The organism is Blastococcus brunescens (genome assembly GCF_035320885.1).
GTDB lineage: Bacteria > Actinomycetota > Actinomycetes > Mycobacteriales > Geodermatophilaceae > Blastococcus_B > Blastococcus_B brunescens.
Window position 1 is genome coordinate 1,560,976 of sequence record NZ_CP141261.1, and the last position, 16,669, is coordinate 1,577,644.

The 16,669-nt window shown below is 70.8% G+C and carries 17 protein-coding genes and 3 pseudogenes; 7 read left to right on the forward strand and 13 right to left on the reverse strand.

Annotated elements, in window-relative coordinates; translation table 11 throughout:
- Positions 1-24: 24 nt before the first annotated feature.
- Positions 25-234 (reverse strand): helix-turn-helix transcriptional regulator, encoded by a 210-nt coding sequence (locus U6N30_RS10385; RefSeq protein ID WP_324277232.1) that lies wholly within the window; start codon positions 232-234, stop codon positions 25-27.
- 1,263 nt (positions 235-1,497) lie between these two features.
- Here U6N30_RS10385 and U6N30_RS10390 point away from each other — a divergent pair.
- Both U6N30_RS10390 and U6N30_RS10395 read left to right on the forward strand, forming a co-directional pair.
- A pseudogene (locus tag U6N30_RS10390) lies at positions 1,498-1,641 on the forward strand (ArdC-like ssDNA-binding domain-containing protein); the annotation flags it as partial.
- 29 nt (positions 1,642-1,670) lie between these two features.
- Positions 1,671-3,149: a ParB N-terminal domain-containing protein gene (locus U6N30_RS10395; protein WP_324277233.1), complete on the forward strand. Its 1,479-nt coding sequence runs from the start codon at positions 1,671-1,673 to the stop codon at positions 3,147-3,149.
- 28 nt (positions 3,150-3,177) lie between these two features.
- Here U6N30_RS10395 and U6N30_RS33695 read toward each other — a convergent pair whose 3' ends face one another.
- Entirely contained in the window at positions 3,178-3,417 is a 240-nt protein-coding gene (locus U6N30_RS33695) for a hypothetical protein (protein ID WP_422678061.1), read from the reverse strand.
- On the opposite strand from U6N30_RS33695, the gene U6N30_RS10400 reads away from it, so the two are divergent.
- Positions 3,313-3,864 (forward strand): hypothetical protein, encoded by a 552-nt coding sequence (locus U6N30_RS10400; protein WP_324277234.1) that lies wholly within the window; start codon positions 3,313-3,315, stop codon positions 3,862-3,864. The genes U6N30_RS33695 and U6N30_RS10400 overlap by 105 nt on opposite strands.
- A 203-nt stretch (positions 3,865-4,067) precedes the next feature.
- Here U6N30_RS10400 and U6N30_RS33700 read toward each other — a convergent pair.
- The 3 genes and pseudogenes from U6N30_RS33700 to U6N30_RS10410 form a co-directional block, all read right to left on the reverse strand.
- Positions 4,068-4,253: pseudogene (locus U6N30_RS33700) on the reverse strand (hypothetical protein); the annotation flags it as partial.
- 6 nt (positions 4,254-4,259) lie between these two features.
- Positions 4,260-4,457 (reverse strand): DUF433 domain-containing protein, encoded by a 198-nt coding sequence (locus tag U6N30_RS33705; protein WP_422678062.1) that lies wholly within the window; start codon positions 4,455-4,457, stop codon positions 4,260-4,262.
- Positions 4,458-4,774: 317 nt separating this feature from the next.
- A complete protein-coding gene (locus U6N30_RS10410; RefSeq protein WP_324277236.1) occupies positions 4,775-4,951 on the reverse strand; it encodes a hypothetical protein in 177 nt (58 codons plus the stop codon).
- A 92-nt stretch (positions 4,952-5,043) separates the two neighbouring features.
- On the opposite strand from U6N30_RS10410, the gene U6N30_RS10415 reads away from it, so the two are divergent.
- Positions 5,044-5,172 (forward strand): hypothetical protein, encoded by a 129-nt coding sequence (locus tag U6N30_RS10415; RefSeq protein ID WP_324277237.1) that lies wholly within the window; start codon positions 5,044-5,046, stop codon positions 5,170-5,172.
- A 337-nt stretch (positions 5,173-5,509) separates the two neighbouring features.
- On the opposite strand, the pseudogene U6N30_RS10425 reads toward U6N30_RS10415, so the two are convergent.
- A pseudogene (locus U6N30_RS10425) lies at positions 5,510-7,302 on the reverse strand (SpoIIE family protein phosphatase).
- Between the two features lie 334 nt (positions 7,303-7,636).
- On the opposite strand from U6N30_RS10425, the gene U6N30_RS10430 reads away from it, so the two are divergent.
- Positions 7,637-8,116, forward strand: coding sequence for a MarR family winged helix-turn-helix transcriptional regulator (locus tag U6N30_RS10430; RefSeq protein ID WP_324277240.1), 480 nt, complete (start codon positions 7,637-7,639; stop codon positions 8,114-8,116).
- A 164-nt stretch (positions 8,117-8,280) separates the two neighbouring features.
- On the opposite strand, the gene U6N30_RS10435 is transcribed toward U6N30_RS10430, so the two are convergent.
- The gene (locus tag U6N30_RS10435) at positions 8,281-8,457 is read right to left on the reverse strand and encodes a hypothetical protein (RefSeq protein WP_324277241.1); all 177 of its coding nucleotides are present in this window, start codon (positions 8,455-8,457) and stop codon (positions 8,281-8,283) included.
- Between the two features lie 462 nt (positions 8,458-8,919).
- On the opposite strand from U6N30_RS10435, the gene U6N30_RS10440 reads away from it, so the two are divergent.
- Positions 8,920-9,186, forward strand: a complete 267-nt coding sequence (locus tag U6N30_RS10440) for an ATP-binding protein (protein WP_324277242.1) — start codon at positions 8,920-8,922, stop codon at positions 9,184-9,186.
- A 1,912-nt stretch (positions 9,187-11,098) separates the two neighbouring features.
- Here the strand turns inward: U6N30_RS10440 and U6N30_RS10445 are convergent.
- The 5 genes from U6N30_RS10445 to U6N30_RS10465 are packed head-to-tail and all read right to left on the reverse strand — an operon-like array spanning position 11,099 to position 14,704.
- Entirely contained in the window at positions 11,099-11,749 is a 651-nt protein-coding gene (locus U6N30_RS10445; RefSeq protein ID WP_324277243.1) for an FtsX-like permease family protein, read from the reverse strand.
- Positions 11,750-11,774: 25 nt separating this feature from the next.
- Positions 11,775-12,605, reverse strand: a complete 831-nt coding sequence (locus tag U6N30_RS10450) for a hypothetical protein (RefSeq protein ID WP_324277244.1) — start codon at positions 12,603-12,605, stop codon at positions 11,775-11,777.
- On the reverse strand, positions 12,545-13,444 hold the full coding sequence (locus tag U6N30_RS10455; protein ID WP_324277245.1) for a hypothetical protein: 900 nt from the start codon (positions 13,442-13,444) through the stop codon (positions 12,545-12,547). Before U6N30_RS10455 ends, U6N30_RS10450 begins: the two co-directional genes overlap by 61 nt.
- Positions 13,445-13,484: 40 nt before the next feature.
- Positions 13,485-14,168: an ABC transporter ATP-binding protein gene (locus U6N30_RS10460; RefSeq protein WP_324277246.1), complete on the reverse strand. Its 684-nt coding sequence runs from the start codon at positions 14,166-14,168 to the stop codon at positions 13,485-13,487.
- Positions 14,165-14,704, reverse strand: coding sequence for a PadR family transcriptional regulator (locus U6N30_RS10465; RefSeq protein WP_324277247.1), 540 nt, complete (start codon positions 14,702-14,704; stop codon positions 14,165-14,167). The genes U6N30_RS10460 and U6N30_RS10465 overlap by 4 nt, the downstream gene beginning before the upstream one ends.
- A 631-nt stretch (positions 14,705-15,335) precedes the next feature.
- Here U6N30_RS10465 and U6N30_RS10470 point away from each other — a divergent pair.
- Positions 15,336-15,614 (forward strand): hypothetical protein, encoded by a 279-nt coding sequence (locus U6N30_RS10470; RefSeq protein ID WP_324277248.1) that lies wholly within the window; start codon positions 15,336-15,338, stop codon positions 15,612-15,614.
- A 440-nt stretch (positions 15,615-16,054) separates the two neighbouring features.
- On the opposite strand, the gene U6N30_RS10475 is transcribed toward U6N30_RS10470, so the two are convergent.
- Positions 16,055-16,669, reverse strand: a complete 615-nt coding sequence (locus U6N30_RS10475; protein ID WP_324277249.1) for a histidine phosphatase family protein — start codon at positions 16,667-16,669, stop codon at positions 16,055-16,057.

A 16,669-nucleotide genomic window follows, 5' to 3' on the forward strand; every position in this document is an offset into this window, starting at 1 on the left:
CTAGCCGCTCTTCGGAGGCGGCGGCTATCGGTGCGGGGACTGGTCTGCTTGTGCGTCGATCCAGGTGTGCAGGTCGGCGCGGCGGTAGAGGACGCGCCGGCCGAGCCGGAAGCTGTTCGGTCCGGTGCCGAGGTGTCGCCAGTACCGGAGAGTGGCGACGGGGGCGCGGAGCACGTCCGCCGCTTCCGTGATGGTGAGCAACTCGGGCTCGTGGTCTAAGGCGGGATCGGGCATGGCTGGCTCCCGGGGTCGTCGGTGGCGGTGCCGTCACCACAGAAGGCGCTATTTCGGGCCCCGCTGGTGACACTGCACAGCCAGCCTTGCCTGACTGTCTCCGGTTGTTCTCCTGTAGCGGCCCCTCCTGACGCGTCACCTGCCAGCGACGGAGGCCTTGCATCTGCCGACGCCGGGGGCCGGTGCCGGGACAGCCGGGGACAGCCCCGGTCCTGCGGCTGGGGTCGACCCCGTCCCGATCAGCGGTCTCCCGGGACCGCCTCCAGTTCGTCTCCGGCCAATGCCCGGGGGCGTTCTCTGCGACGCGGTCGCTGACCGACCCGCGCCGCCCGCGCTTCTGAAGCGCCTTCTGCGGGAGGTCGACGACAGTCAAAGGACCCCTGTGCCCACATGGACTGGAGAACCATTTGGAGGTCCTCTGCTGACCTGGGGTCCTCCAGTTGTCCCCCTGTTGTCCTCCTGTTGTCCTCCAGTCAGCCGATGCAGGCGCGGGGCACCGGGGGTCCGCGCAATGCGTTCCTGTGGACGACGTCTCCTGTCCACAACATCCGGACGTGCGCCCTCGGGCGGGTGCTGACCTGGTCAGGCTCGACCCATGGCGCGCGACATCGCATTCGGAGCACGGCGAGACCGCGGAGCCCGCGGCCGGCCGGCCAAGAGCCGCCGCGACGTGCCGGGTGACCGGGGCTCGCTATCCGGTGGGCGCGCCGTCGACGTCGCCGCGCCGCGGCCGGTGGGGCGGGCCAGGAGCACCCTTCGGGCCACGCTGCGCGTGGCGCCGGCTGCGCCGTCGTCAAGGTCCGCCTGCGGCGGGCTGCGCTTGCTGGTCCCCCGACCCGTCCGGCAGCTCAGCGTAGGGGCCTCCCGCGCCGCCTCCTCCCGACCGGACCAAGATCCTTCCGCCCTGCGGCGCTCCGCTGCGGAAGCAGTCTTGGTCCGGTCGTCCCCCGCCGTCGCTCCCGGCCCCTGAGCAGAGCTCTGTGCCGGACGGGCCGGGGAATGGGTGGCAGGACACCTGTTCCGCAGTTCCTCCCGTGCCGGCTTCGGCTCCAGTTCCGGGAGGGTCCAGATGACCAGCACCAGCAGCACACGCAGCAGCGCGGCCAGCGGCACGAGCAGCAGGGGAGCCGGAGTCGGCGGTCGCAGCTGAGTCCGGCGCAGCGGGAGGCAGCCGACGCCGCCCGGTCGGCGAGGATCGCAGCCCTGCACGAGCGGATCGGCGAGCAGGTCGAGGCGCTCACCGCCGACCCGCAGTGGCGGGCGATGCTCGATGCCGCCGCGAAGTTCCACACCTACAGCCTGGGCAACCAGCTGCTGATCGAGCTGCAGGCCGCGCGGCTGGGCATCAGCCCGACCCGGGTCGCCGGGTTCGGCACCTGGAAGGCGCTGGGCCGCGCCGTGGTCAAGGGCTCCACCGGGCTCGCGGTCCTGGCGCCGTGCACCTACACGCCCAAGAGCACCGACCCCGGCCAGGCGGCACCCGCCGCCGCGACGGCGACGGGCACGTCGACGGGGACGGCGGGGAGCCGGCCGGCGGGGACGCCGACCAGCGTGCCGGGGCGCGGGCGCTGCGCGGGTTCCGGGTCGCGCACGTCTTCGACGTCTCCCAGACCGACGGCGACCCGCTGCCCGAGATCACACCCGAGCTGCTCACAGGTGACGCCCCCGCCGCCCTGTGGGAGGCGCTGGCCGCCCAGGTCGCCGCGCACGGCTACACGCTCATCCGCGAGGCCTGCGGGCAGGCCAACGGCCTGACCGACCCGGCCGCTCGCACCGTGCGGGTCCGCCCGGACGTGGACGACGCGCAGGCGGTCAAGACCCTCGCCCACGAGCTCGCGCACATCGAGTGCGGGCACACCGCCGAGGGCTATGACTACCGGGGCTGCCGCGGGCGGGCGGAGGCCGAAGCCGAGTCGGTCGCCTACATCGTCACCGCCTGGGCCGGGCTGGATTCCGGCGCCTACACCGTCCCCTACGTCGCCGCCTGGTCGGCCGGGGACACCGCCATCGTCCGCGCCGCCGCGGCCACGGTGACCGCCGCCGCCCGCCGCATCCTCGACCACCTCGACGGCGCCGAGAGCACCCAGAACCCGCCGGGGGATGGGGAACCGTCCCGCCCGCCGGACCGGTCGCGCAGCCCGGGGGCGCCCGGGTCCTCGCCACCGCCTGAGCGGGGAGAGCGCGACATGCCCGCCGCCAGCACCCCCGCCGACTGCACCCCCACCGAGAGCACCGCCACCCCGCAACGCATCGCCACCCCGCAACGCATCGCCACCCCGCAACGCATCGCCACCCCGCAGAGCATCGAAGGAGAACCCGCCATGACCACGACCACGACAGTCACCGCCCTGCACACCGGCCGGGAGAGCACGCCCGACGAGCCCTCCGCGACCGAAAACGCCCGAAGTGCCGGGACCGAGCAGCGCGAGACCGAGCACGTCGGCCCGGCCGCCACCGACAGCGCAAGCGCCGACACGGCCGAGGACAGCGGCCGGGCACACCGGCTGGTGTGGCTGGATCCCCGCGAGCTGGCCGTGCACCCCCGCAACATCCGCGACGACCTCGGCGACGTGTCCGGGCTGGCCGACTCCATCGGCGCCCAGGGCGTGCTGGAGGCACTCACCGTGATCCCGCGCGCCGCCGCCGACGGCACGCCGGGCCATCAGCTTGTGGCCGGGCACCGCCGGGCGGCCGCCGCGGTCCTCGCCGGAGTCACCGCGGTGCCGTGCGTGCTGCGCCCCGACTTGGCCCCTGACAGTGATGCCGCTGACGGGGACCGGGCCGCCCAGGCCGGGCACGTAGGGGCGATGCTGGCCGAGAACCTGCACCGCCGCGGTCTGTCCGCGGTGGAGGAAGCCCGCGGAGTGCCTGGTTGGACGGCGACAATGCCGCCGCGGTCGCCGGTGCCGGGCTGACCTTGGACCAGGCCGCCGCTGTCGCCCACTACGCCGATGACCCCGGCACCGCCGCCGCCCTGATCGCGGCGGCGGGGAGGGGCCGGGGTGGTTCGCCCATGCGCTGACCCGCGCCAAACAGGCCCGAGCAGAAGCCGAGCGGGCAGCAGCCCTGCTCGCTGAGTTGACCGCCGCTGGGCGCACCGTCCTGGACGAGGACACCGGCCGCGCCGCCACCCGGCTGGCCGACCTCGCCCACGACAGCGAGTCGCTGACCGCCGACGGCCACGCCGGTTGCCCCGGCTCGGCGGTCTACGTCGCCACCGGCGGCTGGCAGGGGCCGCAAGCCGTGGAGGTGTGCATCGACCCGGCCGGCACCGGCCACCGCGACCGCTGGACGGCCACCGTCCTACCCGGGGGCGCAGCAGGCGAGGAGCCGAGCGAGGACGAGCGGGAAGCAGCCTCGGCCGAGCGGCGGGCCACCATCGAGAACAACAAGGCGATGGCGGCGGCCAACGAGACCCGCCGCGAGTGGATCAAGGGGCTGCTGCAGCGCAAGACCGCGCCCAAGGCCGCGCTGCGGTTCGCCGTCGAGACGATGGCCGCCGACCCCCGGCGCTGTCCCGGTGGCTGTCCGGGCAACCCAACCGCGCCCAGGACGCCGCCGCCGCCGACCTCGGCATCGACGCTCCCGGCCAGTGGTGGGCCACCCGGGACAAGCCCGCGCTCACGCTGACCAGCGGCGAACAAGTTCCCGACGCCCGGCTCGCCGTGGCGCTGCTGGCCCACGTCGCCGGCGCCATCGAGTCCGGCCTGCACCGCCAGTCCTGGCGCAACCCCGGCACTGGCGACGCCCGCTGGCTGCGGTTCCTGAACTCGGCCCGACTCCCGGATCAAGTGCACTTCGGCCGGCCGGGTACGCATTCGCCTGTCCCGGCCAATGGCGATGAGGCCTCGTGCCGCCACAGCTGGCATCCAGTCGGGGTCCAGCGTGCCGTATGGGCATTCGGGGACCAGTGGGTGGCCGACATGAACGGTGTCAGAACGAGCGGCGGTGAGAGCCTTGCCGAGCCCGAGCGCGCTCTCGTCCACGTAGAAGCGCAGACGTTCGCGATCGGCCACCACGAGACGTCAGGCGGCCGCGCGCTGTAGTTCGTATCGGACCGCGGCGTCGACGAGAGAGCGATTTAGCTCGTACATGCCTGCCACAGATTCAGGTGTTTCTCCCGCGCGGATCAGCTCTGCGATGACCTCAGTAGGAACATTGCGGACCACTGGCTCCCCGTAGCCGCGAAGCGGATCGACCTGTACCTCAGCGATGTCCGGCATGGGATGCAGTAGCCGGGGCTCAGGAACATCGTCGTTCGTCCACTCGAGCGACCCCGGAACGACTCGGCATGCTGAGACCAGAGAAGACGTTGGTTGCTCCTCACCACGACGAGCTGCAACGCGCTGTCGAGGCCGACCTCGTCCTGCACCGCTCGGACCAGTTCCTGACCCTCCGCATACAGCCACGTCCGCGCTGAGGCCAGCGGATACGGCGTTTCGAGCTCTCGGCGCAGGCGTTCCACCGCTGGCCGCATGCGGATCATCGGCACCCCGGCGTCACGGAACTCCGCAAGCAACCGGGTCTCTACAAACTCGCCTCACGTGGCGGTGCCCTCGTTGGTCCGCTCTTGCCTGATGACCGGCGGATACGACTTGGCTCCGCGGTCGTAGCCGTCGATCCACCGGCGGGCTGTCCCGCCATGAAGACCGAGGATGCGATCGACCTGGGCCATCGAGTACACTGGGTGGTCCACCAGCCGGGCGACTCGGTTCATGAGCGCATCTTGTCAGGCAGGTATGACCGAGTGCTGGACAAGCGGCCTGCGGCGCAGGACTGTCACCCGACAGTGATGGGACTCAGGCCGTAGTGCTCGCCACGAGCGCGGCTGCCGCCGAGCACCACGCCGACCACGCCGGGGACCTCCGCTATGCGGTTGGCGAGCTCCGCGAGGCGTCGCTGTTCTTCGAGCACCCGGCCATCCTCGCTGACCTGTAGACCAACCTGGCATCAGTGCGCTCACTCTTTGAGTAGAGGGGGAATCGCGGCGGTCCGCCGCGGGCCCATCGGTCGACGAGCCGGGCGCCACGGTGACGTGGGTGACCGATCTGGCGTCGATTCGTCGCCCAGCTCGTCGCCGGGATAGACCGTGCATTGTGAGTATCGGACCGATCGCGACTGCCCACGTCGCCTGCATGTTCTTGGCTCGTCGCTGACCGAGTCCTTCCCGCTCGCAACGGGGTGGTTTTCCGGCAACGATGGCCTCCGCTCGCCAACAGTGCACCAGCTGCCCGGGCTGGTTGACACTGCCGGCGCATGACGTTGTGCGCGTCCGCTACCGCGAGGGATGGGAGTCAGCGAGCGGTCGGGTCTGGGCCTCCGAAGGGCGAGGCGCGTCCTCCGGGTAGGCGCGGACGGCGATGAGAGCCACGTCGTCGGCGGCTCCGTCCGCGGGCAGCATCTCGGCGAGGAGTCGGTCGCACAACTGCTCTAGGGGCAGGTCCGCCCCGTCCTCCAGCGCCGCGAGAAGCTGAGCCAGGCCGGTGTCCAGGTCGCGGTCGGAGCGTTCGATCAGCCCATCGGTGAACAGCAGCAGGGTGCCCTCGGCCGGCATTGCTGCGTGGTGCTCCGGCCGGGCGGGATCGTCCAGCACGCCGAGAGGGATTCCGGGCGCTCCTGTCAGTGAGCGCACCGTCCCGTCGGAAGACAGCAGAATCGGTGGGGGTGTCCGGCGCTGGCCCAGACGACCCGCCTGTCCGTGGCGGGACGGTCCTGATCGAGCCGTTCGATCTTCGCGACGAGTGCTGTGGCAAAGACGGGGAGATCCAACGTGTGGACGGCGTTGTCGACCAGGCGCAGGACGTCAGCGGGACCGTTGTTCCCGTCGTGGCCGGCCATGCGCACCATAGTGCGCAGTTGACCCATGGTGGCCGCGGCGCGGATGTCGTGGCCGGCCACGTCGCCGATGATCAGGCTGGTCGTGCCGGTGCGGTCGAGGTACGCGTCGTACCAGTCCCCGCCCACCATCTGTCCGGTGCCGGCCGGGAGATACCGCGAGGCGACTTGCAGATGGTTGGGCTGTGGCAATACGTGGGGAAGGAGGGCCTGCTGCAGGTGTAGCGAGACCGTGCGCTGCTGGTCGTAGGACTGGGCATTGTCCAGGGCCAGAGCCGCCCGATCGGCGATGGCCTGCACCAGGGCGAGGTCATCCTCACCGTAGGCCGGTGACCCGATCAGCCGGACGACGGTGAGAACGGCGATCAGCTCGCCCCGCGCGCGCAACGGAACGGTGATCGAGCTTCCGGCGCGCGTCTGCTCGACCAAAGCCCGCTGTTGTTCGGTGAACAACCCGAGGTCGTCGGTCAGCGCGGGTATGACCTGCGCCTGGCCGGTGACGGCGACCTGACCCGGACCGGCGCCCTGTCCCACGCGGCGATCGACCGAGCGGGTCAAATCCTCCAGTCGGGCCTGCTGTCTTGCATCGCGGTGCAGCACCACCGCGGGCACCAGCTCGCCGCCGCGGCCGGTGGTGTGGATGTGCATGTAGTCGCCCAGTGTCGGAACGGCAAGCCGGGCGATGGCGGACCAGACGGCCTTCAGTTCCAGCCCCGCGGTCAGGAGTTCGCCGATTCGAGCGAAGAACTGGGCACGCTGTTGCGCAAGTTGTGCGACTTCCAGAGCATCGTCGGCGCGTGCGGCGGCCGCTCGCAACGCGACTTCCCGGCTGGCCACCGAAGCCAGGCTTTCCAAAATGCGGACGTCGCTGTCGGTCCACTCGTGCAGCTTGGTGTCGACCACGCAGAAGGTGCCCAACACGTGCCCGTCCGGGGTGTGAACCGGGTATCCGGCCCATGCAACGACACCCATCGACGCGATCGAAGGGTTGTCCCGGGTCCGGGCGTCCTCCCGGACGTCGGAGAGCACCAGCGGTTCGCCGCTGTCCACCACGTACTGGCAGAAGGACTCCTCCAGCGTGTTCTCCCGCGGACTATCCTGCGGCAGGCCCAGGCAGCTTTTCCAGTACGACCGCTGGTCATCGACGACGGTCACGAAGGCGAAAGGCGCGTTCAGCAGCTCTCGCGCCATGGCCGTCAGACGGTCGAAAGATTCCTCCGCGGCGGTATCCATCAGCCCTGTCGCCAGCACCGCGGCCAACCGGTCCGGGGAGTGGGCGGCCTGCCCGCTCACCGTCGGGAGACCGGAGCGGGTCGGCGACCAGCGAGGACCCGCGGTGCCTGGCGCCCCTCATCTCCGGTCCCCTCGTCGCTGACTGGCCGCCGCAGACCATCTTTCGAGCCGGCGGTTACACGTCCGCGCTCTGAGATCCATCGCGGAGGCGTGTGTACCGTACAGGTATGCGCGGCGAGGGCTCAACCTCCTGGACGACGCACTGTTGAGGCTGCGACGTGTCTGGAGCGCACCCCGACAACGCATCGTCACCGAGGACGGCGCACCGGTCGAGATGTCGAGTCTGCTGGTGGTTGAGGCGTGCGCCCGAGGCGCACACGCCGGCCGAGAGGTCGCCATCGGTGACGTCGCCCGCATGGCCGACGTCACGCCCTCCACGGCCAGCCGACTCGTCGACCGCGCCGAGTCCAAGGGCCTACTGATCCGTGCACCCTCCAGTGTGGATGCCCGGCGCACTGCCCTGCACCTCACGCCCGAGGGCGCTGCCCTCCAGGCCCGATCCACCCGGGCACGGGTGGCCTGGCTCTCGGATCGACTCGCGGAGTGGCAGGCGGACGACGTCGCCGCGCTAGGGACGTTGTTGCACCGTTTCGCCGACACTTTCTTCGACCTACCTCCGGCGTTCGAGCCCTCGCCCGACGGGGTGACGGATGGCGGCCAGGACGGCCGTCCCGACGATCAGCCCCCGGCTCATGATTCGGTCATTCCGGCGATGGCCTTCCGAGAACCGTCACCCCGCCCCATGCCGGGCTGAGGACGGCACGGTCCTACCCGGCGCGGCGTCGCACATGGCGCCCTCTCGGGCAATAGCGGCTCGTCCAGGCCAGCTGGCGCCGATGGCGTCATGGCTGAGGAGAGTCGGCCCCTCCGCCGGCCGTGGCGGATCCCCGCCCTCGGAACTTAGATCCTGGCGCGACGTCAAAGGCCGGCGGCATCGGACGCCCGGTGGTCATCGAGCATCCGGCCGAGCATTGTCAGCCACGCTGCCCGCACCACTGACGGCTGGTCCTTGACGAGATGCGCGAGGGTCGCGGCGGCGTCCGGCCCGTCACCAACGATCGCTTGAAAGGCCAGCCGGAAGAGCAGTTCACGCACCTCGACCTCTCCGAGGCCAGCGTCCAGCAGTGGTTGTACGACCCAGCTCTCCCGTTCAGGCAAAGTCGCGGGCACGTCCTGTCTTCGGCTGCGGACCCGGGTGTGGATGCAGTCAGTCGCCCAAGATCGCCGATTTAGGTCACCGGTGCCGGCCGACCAATGTCGCCACATCGATGGGAAAGGAAGCCAGTCGGGCCGCGAGCGACCCGGCATGAGCTCGCCTGTTCCGGACGGCGCCGGTTCGGTATGTCACCTAACCTGGCAAGAGAAGCGTCGTCGAGACGCTCCTTTGGCAAGGTGGCGAACATCGACAGCGACCCATGGGTCCCGCAGCCCTCACCCGGCGGGCGCTGCTACTGGCGTTGGACACCGACAGCGCTCTCGGAGCTTCCCCGCGTCCGGCAGGAACTGCGGTCCGGTCTGGCCGTCCTGCCTACCCATCCACCCCAGGACGTCGACGAGGTGCTGATCCTCCTGCTCGACGAACTCCTGTCCAACGGGCTCCGCCATGGACACCTCCCTGTGACCGCCGAGGTACGGCGCACCCCGCAGGAATGGATATGCGAGGTCAGCGACCCGGCGATCGAGACCGAGCCCAGCCCGGCGGTCGACCGCGACCCGGCGCAGGGCGGCATGGGGCTGCGCATCATCGCCAGCCTCTCCAGCTCACACGGCTGGTTCGTTCGCGACGCCCGCAAGTACGTCTGGGGCGCGCTACCCGCAATCTGAATGGCTGCCACCGGGTTGGGCCTACAGTCGGCAGCGGCGACCCGTCAGCCGGGTACTCGACTGACGGGATCTAACCGCAGGCGTCGCCCGGGCCACGCCCGGCGGCTCCCCAAGAGTCTTCGGCCTAGAGCGCCTCATCGCGAGTCGGACCGGGCCAGCTATTCGACCGCGCCTACCATTACCGCGCCTACCATTACCGCGCCTACCATTACCGCGCCTACCATCACCGCGCTGGTGCGAAGCGGCTCTCTTGTGGGGCAACGCCCCGGGACTTGTCCGAGCCGGCGTCTTAACTGATCAAAGAATTCCACGACGTTCGAGGACTACCTGAGCGGACAGGTAACGCAGATGCAAGAGCGCGTCGCACCGCCGCAGCCACCGAGGGCCGACTTGGCGGCGGTATCGCAGCACAACCTCGATTGCCCACTCCTCGGCCGCAGCTTCATCGTTGCTCAACCGGTGCATCCAGCCGTACACCAGGGCCAACTCATCGAGAGGCACATCCGCGGCGTTCGACACAGAGACCCCCTCGGCGCCGCGCTTCGACCGGCATCCTGAGGATGCCTCACCCAGGCCTGCTGCATGCCGTGTGCGCAGTGGGAGATCACCCGCACGAGCGGAGCCCGTTTGCCGGTTCCGCGGTGCCGGGGCTGCGCTTCCGGCGCGCCTCAATCAGCAGACTGCGCAGTGTCCGGTGGGCGATCCCGCTACGGCGACGTCCTCGCGGTCCCAGTAGCCGCGGCGCCGGCGTCCCGCAGGGGCTCCCCTGCGAGACGCCGATCGGCTCCGATGTCATGGCGTCGACTGCGTCGCAAGAGGTTCCGCGACCGCGATAACTACTGGCTACGCACTCTCCTGATAGGCGGCGGGCTAACCAGCCCGCCTCATGTAAGAAGAGCCCATTTGTCCTGTGTGCGCAGGGTGGCAGGTGATTTCAATGTCTATAACTGGCCGGCCGGTGGCCGCCATTCGGGCGCCTCGCAAGCCTCGTTCATGCGCGCATTGACGCAGCAGATTCTCGTTGTGTTCTGTGACCCCACGACACCGCGCCGGCGAGCAGCAGGAGAAGGGATGGCAGCAAGAACACCAAGCCGATGCCCAGAGCAGTGAGCAACGACCACCCCAGTGCAACGGCGCCCAGGGTGGCGACGACCGCGGGAGCGAGCATCGTCCTGCTCGCGCGTTCGGCCCACAGGGCGACGGTGGCGCACCCGAGGGGTATGCCGAACAGGACGAAGACGAAAGAGCCGCTGTCCTCCCACCCCGATGGTCCATACCAGGCCGCGAGGCCTATGACCGCCAGGAGCGAGACTATGATGAGGCCTTGGGCTCTCCGGGAGGAGGAGGGCATGGTCAGTCACCCCTCATGCCGGCGTCGGGCAACGCGCGGTCGGGGTGACAGGCCCCGGAGACGCCGGTCGGGTCGGCGCACGTGGGCTGCTGCAGGCTCCCACTGTCGCTGCGAGCAGCGAGACACATAGAATTCACGCTGTACTCCTCGTGGCACGTGGCGAGGTCCGGCCATCGTTTCACCCATTCTGGTGGACGGCGAGAGCGTAGTTGCCCTTCACGTTCGCACGCGATCGTCCATGCGGTTCTGGTGCGCATTTGGTGGATCGGTCGTTTGCACATCCCAGCAGGCGCGAGCGCTCTTGCCATCAATCATTCGGCTGGCAATCTGCAATTCTGCGAGGGCTGCCTGCGGAGGGGAAGCGAGCCGATGGGGATACGAATCGGGCTCGCCGGCTCTTGCGCGAGCGAGCTTCTGCGGCCAGTTGTCTGGCGGCGACCACAGAAGCCGGCTCTGGCGATGTCGGCTTGTGTTCGTTGGCTGGGTCAGTCAAAGCGAGTCTCCTCGGCATTTGTGGGTTCTGCGGACGAGCGCGAAAGCGCAGCTGACTGCGTGGCCCCGTCAGCCAGTGCGCAGTGACTCGGGGCGCCGGGCAGCGCGGAGGAACGGGAGCACGCTGATGGTGGCGAGCAGGCTGGCCAGAAGGGCCGCGCTCGCGACTGCCAGGTAGACCGGCCATGGGAGGCCGGCTGGGACCGAGCCGTCGAGCCGCTGGTACATGGCGCCGCACAGGACGGCCACACCTGTCGCCAGGGCCACGGTCCCGACCAGCGGGACGGACAGTTGGAGCAGCAGACTGCGGCGCAGCACTCGGACTGGCACGCCGGCCGCCAGCATCGCGGCGTGGGCCGGGATTCGCTCCCGGAGCCCGTCGGCCAGCGAGACGGCCAGGACCAGGCCGCCGACGACAATCACGACGGCCAGCCCGGCCACCGTGGCGCGCCGGTAGGTCTCGGCCTGCTGGCCGGCCAGGTCGGACTGCTCGGCGGCAGTCACCGCCGTATAGGCGCTGCCGTACGGTCCCGGCATCGTGGCCAGGACAGCGCGCACCGCCTCGAACGTCTCCTGCCGGCCGTCGGTGGTGATCAGTCCCGGGCCTCCGAGGGCATCGGCGGGAACGGCGGTGTCGGCCGGCAGTCGCAGTGAGCCCTGGAGCAGGTTCCGGAGCCCGGAATCGACCTCCAGCCGAGCTGGGTCCGGAGGTACGGACACGGTGGCTCCGGGGACGGGTCGCCCGTCATCCCCGGTCACCCGATAGGTGCCGGGCGGCAGCGCCTCGCCGAGAATCTGCCCTGGGGCAGCGAGCACCTGCACCTCCCCGGCGCGCAGGTGTCCAGGGGCTCGCGCAGGGCGGCGTCGAGCGTTCCGCAGGACACGACGAGCGCCGTGGTCGGGAAGTCCTCCGGCCGCGGGGTCGTTCCGGACTGAGGTCGCCGCCGGGCGCCAGCAGCCCGACCTGTGGGAGCACGACGACCGCATCCACCCCCGGGACCGCGGAGAGCCGATCGACGTCGGCCGATGTCAACTGCCCGGCGGGGCTGAGGTCGATTCCCTCGAGGTAGGTGGTCACGAAGAGCGTGCCAGGCTGCAACGGCTCCGCCTGCTCGGCCAGGTAGCCGGTGCGGGCCTGCTCGAGCACGGGCAGGAAGGCCAGGACGAACCCGGCGACCGCGACGACGAGCGAGGTGCCCGCGATAGCGCGTCCGGCCGCGCCGGGGTCCATCATCAGCCGCCGGCCGGCGAGCTGGCCGGCCGGGCCGGGCGCGAGCCGCGCCATGAGGGCGCCGATCAACCGGGCCAGCGTCGCCCCGGAGAGCGCGAGGCCCAGCAGCGTCAGGACCATGCCGGTGATCAACAAGGCGCCGAACAGCCACGAGCCGGTCGAGAGCAGGTCGAGCTGCGCCAGGTAGCCGCCACCGAGCAGCCCGAGGCCGACGGCCAGGACGACCAGCCGCCACCACCCGGCCGCGGCGGGCCGGGACTGCCGCGTGACCCCGAGCGGGCTGGTCAGCACGCGCCGCTGTCCGGCCACCCCCACCACCGCGGCAAGCAACGGCGTGCCGAACACGACCAGCAGGGTCCAGCCGAGCCCGGGGGTGAGATCGGCGGTCCAGAGACCGTGCTGGACGGAGGCCAGCCCGGCGGCGACGGGTCGCAGCAGGAAGAAGAGCCCCAGGCCGATGCCCGAGCCGAGCCCGGCGGCGACCGCGCTTCGGCCGCGGCCAACCCCAGCATCTGCCGCCGAGTTCCGCCCACCAGCCGGATGGCCGCGTTGCGCTGCTCCCGCGTGGCGGCCGACAACCGCGCCGAGACGCCGACGAGTACGAGCAGCGGAACCAGCAGACAGGCGGCCCCGAGCCGAGCAGCTACGGCGGTCTCGTCGTCGGCGAGCACGGCGGCGGTCGGGGCGGCCTGCGCGAAACGGGCGCCGCGGGCGATCCCGTCGACACCGGCGAGGTCAGACAGGTCTGATGCCGCGATCGCGTACAGCTCGTCCGGCCCGACCAGCCCCTTGGGAGCGATCTCCTCGGTCACCCGCCCGGGGATGCGCGGGGCCAGCTCGTCGGCGCGCGGTCCGGACAGCGCGCGGGCCAGCGCGGGCGACACGGAAGTCGTGCCGGGTCCGGGGACGGCGTCGAGGCCCAGCGGCGGCCGGGTGCCCGGATCGCCGTGCACGTCGAACTCGAACACGGTCACCGGTAGTCCCCGCCAGAGGCTGACCGACGTGCGGCTGTCGATCCCGGCTGCCGCGGTGCCCTGTCCCTCGGTGTACCGGCCGGCGGCGACGTCGGCACGCTGGTGGGCTGCGGGCAGTACTCCGCCCGCACCGAGCAGGAGAGCGACCGCCAGCCCGATGCCGACGGCCGTGAAGAGCAGTCGGCTCCACCCGGCGCGTCCGCCGCTCACGGCCAGGCGAGCCCCAAGGCGAGAGTCGTCGTCCGGCCCGTCACGCCGGCACCCCGCTGGGCCGGGCGAGCACACCGTCCCGCAGGACGACTTCCCGGTCGGCGTATGCGGCGATCCGTGCCTCGTGCGTCACCAGGACGACGGCGCTGCCCAGTTGTCGGGCCGAGTCGACCAGGTGGGTCATCACCAGCTCGCCGGTCAGCGAGTCCAGAGCGCCGGTGGGTTCGTCGGCGAACACCACCCGGGGACCTGTCACGAGCGCCCGAGCCAGGGCGACCCGCTGCTGCTGCCCGCCGGACATCGCTCCCGGCCGCTGCCCGGCCTGCGCGCCGACCTCCAGCCGGTCCAGCCACTCGACGGCACGCGCCTCAGCGGCACGCCGGCGCAGACCGCCCAGTCGCAGCGGCAGCGCGACGTTCTCCACGGCAGTCAGCTCCGGCACCAGGGAGCCGAACTGGAATACGAAGCCGAAGTCACTGCGGCGCAGTTGGGACCGCGCCTCGTCGGAGCGGTCGTCGAGGCGTTGACCGCGGTAGTGCACCGACCCGGAGTCCGGGCGCAGGATGCCGGCCAGGCAGTGCAGCAGCGTCGACTTGCCCGACCCGCTCGGCCCGAGCAGGGCGACGATCTCGCCCGAGGCGACGGCGAGGCTGGCCCCGGCCAAGGCGTTCGTCGGGCCGAACGACAGCGTCAGGTCGTCGCCAACCAGCAGCGGCTCGCTCACCTCCCGCCCCCGTTCCCGGTCAGCTCGGTCGCGAGCCGGTCCAGTCGGGCGGCCGTGTGCTCGAGCCAGCGCAGGTCCGCCTCCAGGTGGAACAGGGTGAAGTCGCAGGCCAACGTCGTGGCCAGGTCGGCGCCGCGTTTGCGAGCGGTCAGCTCGCGCATCAGCGTGAGGTGCGCCTGTCGCTGCGCATCCAGGATGTGTTCGGCCGGCCGCCCGGAGCGCAGCGCCAGCACGACCTTCACGTACACCGCCGACTGCAGGTAAGGCGTCGCGGGCTCCGGCTCGGCGAGCCAGCGCTCCAGCTGCGTCACTCCCTCCGCGCTGAGCGCATACGACGTCCGGTCGGGTCCGTCGACACGCTCGGTGCCGAGGACGAGGATTTCGCCGTCCCGGAGGAGCCGTCCAAGGGTCGCGTACACCTGGGCCGACTTGACCGGGCGCCGCTCACCGAAATGAGCGTCGTACTCCCGCTTGAGGTCATAACCGTGCCGGGGCTCGCGCTCCAACAGGCCCAGCAACGTCTGTGGAAGGGACATGAGCCGTACTAGACACCGAGTTGCTAGCCGAAGTCAACGCGCCACCCGGTACTCCAGCGCCTGAGCAGGCTCGACCACTCCGGCGGGCTTCGCGGTCGCAGGGCCCGATGTCGGACCAGCCTTCGTAGTCGTCCAGGAAGCGGAACCGTCAGCGGACGCTGCCGGGCTGACCGGCCATCTCGCACGCCGCCCGCATGACGATCCCGCTGCGGCGACGTCCGCGCGGCCCAGCCGCTGCCTGGCCGGTGTCCCGCAGGGATACCGCACGGGACGGCCTGTTCGTACTTTCGGTTGATGGCTGAGCTCAGCGAACGAGTCGTGGCCGAGGGCGGTCCGCTCGACGGCACGGAGATCGACCTCGTCAGCAGCCCCGAAGAGGTCGCCGTCGAGATGGCGAATCGCTCGCTCCACCGATACGTGCGGACGAGTGTTGTACGCCTTCTCCAGTCCGGGGCGCGCGGAGCCGTGTTCCGCTGGGCCGGCCGCCAATAATGCAAACCTCGGGAGAGAGCCCGGTTGAGGATCCCGTCCCGGAGACGCGCCACCGAGGCGGTGACCGCGCAGAGGTAACCGACGGAGGTCGCCGAGAGCGCTCGGAGGAGCGAGTTGACGGACTGCCTACGGTCGCTGGATGAACCGCGACGCGACGTACAGCGTGACGCTGTCTGGATACGAACTGATGACGTTGCAGGCGGGGTTGAAGGCCTACCTGCGGGCATTCGCAGAGCACCGGGAGCTCGGCGGAGGCGCTACGCACCCGGTCGAAGAGTGGCAGCGGCTTCAACGGCACGTCGGAGAGCTCATCTGGCGCCTCGAGGACGCCGGAGCTGAGTCCAGCGGCCGTGTGATCCACAGTGACGAGGCTGTCGAACCGCGCGGTGATGAGCAGCAGGCCGGCGGAGCCGACTGACCTGCAGCGTTATCGCATGCGTCATCGATGGCGGGCCGCTGCCCGGCGGCGTCGAGGGCCCCTCCCGCTGCAGGGCGGCGTCGCCCAGAACACCAGTCCGGGGATTGTCGGAGATAGCGACCCCGGCCATCCCACAGTGCCGGCTAACCCGGTAGGGCTCGTTGGGCGACTCGACACCGACCGGGCGTCAGATGATCACTGCATCCCAGTAGTAGAACCCGCTACGGCCATGTCGCGCGGTCCAGCAGCCGCTGCGGCGGTGTCCCGCAGGGGATCGTCCACCGGGACGCGTGCTGGTCGAGGATGATTCGCTGCGGTCAACGAGCCTGCTGTTGGGGACCCAGTGAATGCGCGGGTGAGCCTGGCGTGGTGCTCGCGTATGCCGTGACCGGCTCAGATCGCCGTCGGGACGTCGGGACGTCGGTGCAGGTGCGCATCCGTCATGGCCTCGCGGTGCCGGGGAACCCGGTCCACCGCAGGTCGGCGGGCAGATGGCTCATGTCGTTGAACAGGACGAGCGTCGCGGGTAGGCCGCTGCGGTGCTCGATGAGGGTGAGGGCTGCGTTGGCGCTCTCGAGGCCCAGCCAGCGGTGTCGAGGCGCGTCGAGCGCGTGCCGTATGAGCCAGGCGATCGGGTAGGAGTGCGTGATGAGCAGCTCGTGCGTGTCGATCGGGGCCCGGGAGGTCGTCGTCGCTGCCAGTCCACCGAAGCGAGCGACGAGGGTCGTCGCGGTTTCCTGTCCTGCGGCCGCGTCGGTCTCGGTGTAGCCGTCGAAGAACCCGACCCAGGACGGCGGCGTGTCGTCGCCGTGTGGGACGTAGGGGACGTGGTCGACGAGCTCGGGTGCCTCGATCACGGGCACGCCCGGCAGGTGCTCGGCGATTTGATCGGCGCTGGCCGCGGCGCGCGGAAGCGGAGAGTGCCACACCACGTCCATCGGTAGATGGGCGAGCCGTTGGCCCAGCAGTTGTGCCTGCTGGCGTCCGGTGTCGGTGAGGGTTCCGAACGCGTCTGCGGCGCCGTGCCGCGCGAGGTAGAGGTGTCGAGTGGCCAT

Bases quoted from the DNA above. Each gene is read 5' to 3' on its own strand.
- U6N30_RS10465 (WP_324277247.1), bottom strand. From the start codon at position 14,704: ATGTCCCTTCCACAGACGTTGCTGGGCCTGTTGGAGCGCGAGCCCCGG.
- U6N30_RS10475 (WP_324277249.1), bottom strand. From the start codon at position 16,669: ATGGCCACTCGACACCTCTACCTCGCGCGGCACGGCGCCGCAGACGCG.
- U6N30_RS10410 (WP_324277236.1), bottom strand. From the start codon at position 4,951: ATGAACCGAGTCGCCCGGCTGGTGGACCACCCAGTGTACTCGATGGCC.
- U6N30_RS33705 (WP_422678062.1), bottom strand. From the start codon at position 4,457: ATGCCGGACATCGCTGAGGTACAGGTCGATCCGCTTCGCGGCTACGGG.
- U6N30_RS10470 (WP_324277248.1), top strand. From the start codon at position 15,336: ATGAACCGCGACGCGACGTACAGCGTGACGCTGTCTGGATACGAACTG.
- U6N30_RS10430 (WP_324277240.1), top strand. From the start codon at position 7,637: ATGTCGAGTCTGCTGGTGGTTGAGGCGTGCGCCCGAGGCGCACACGCC.
- U6N30_RS10385 (WP_324277232.1), bottom strand. From the start codon at position 234: ATGCCCGATCCCGCCTTAGACCACGAGCCCGAGTTGCTCACCATCACG.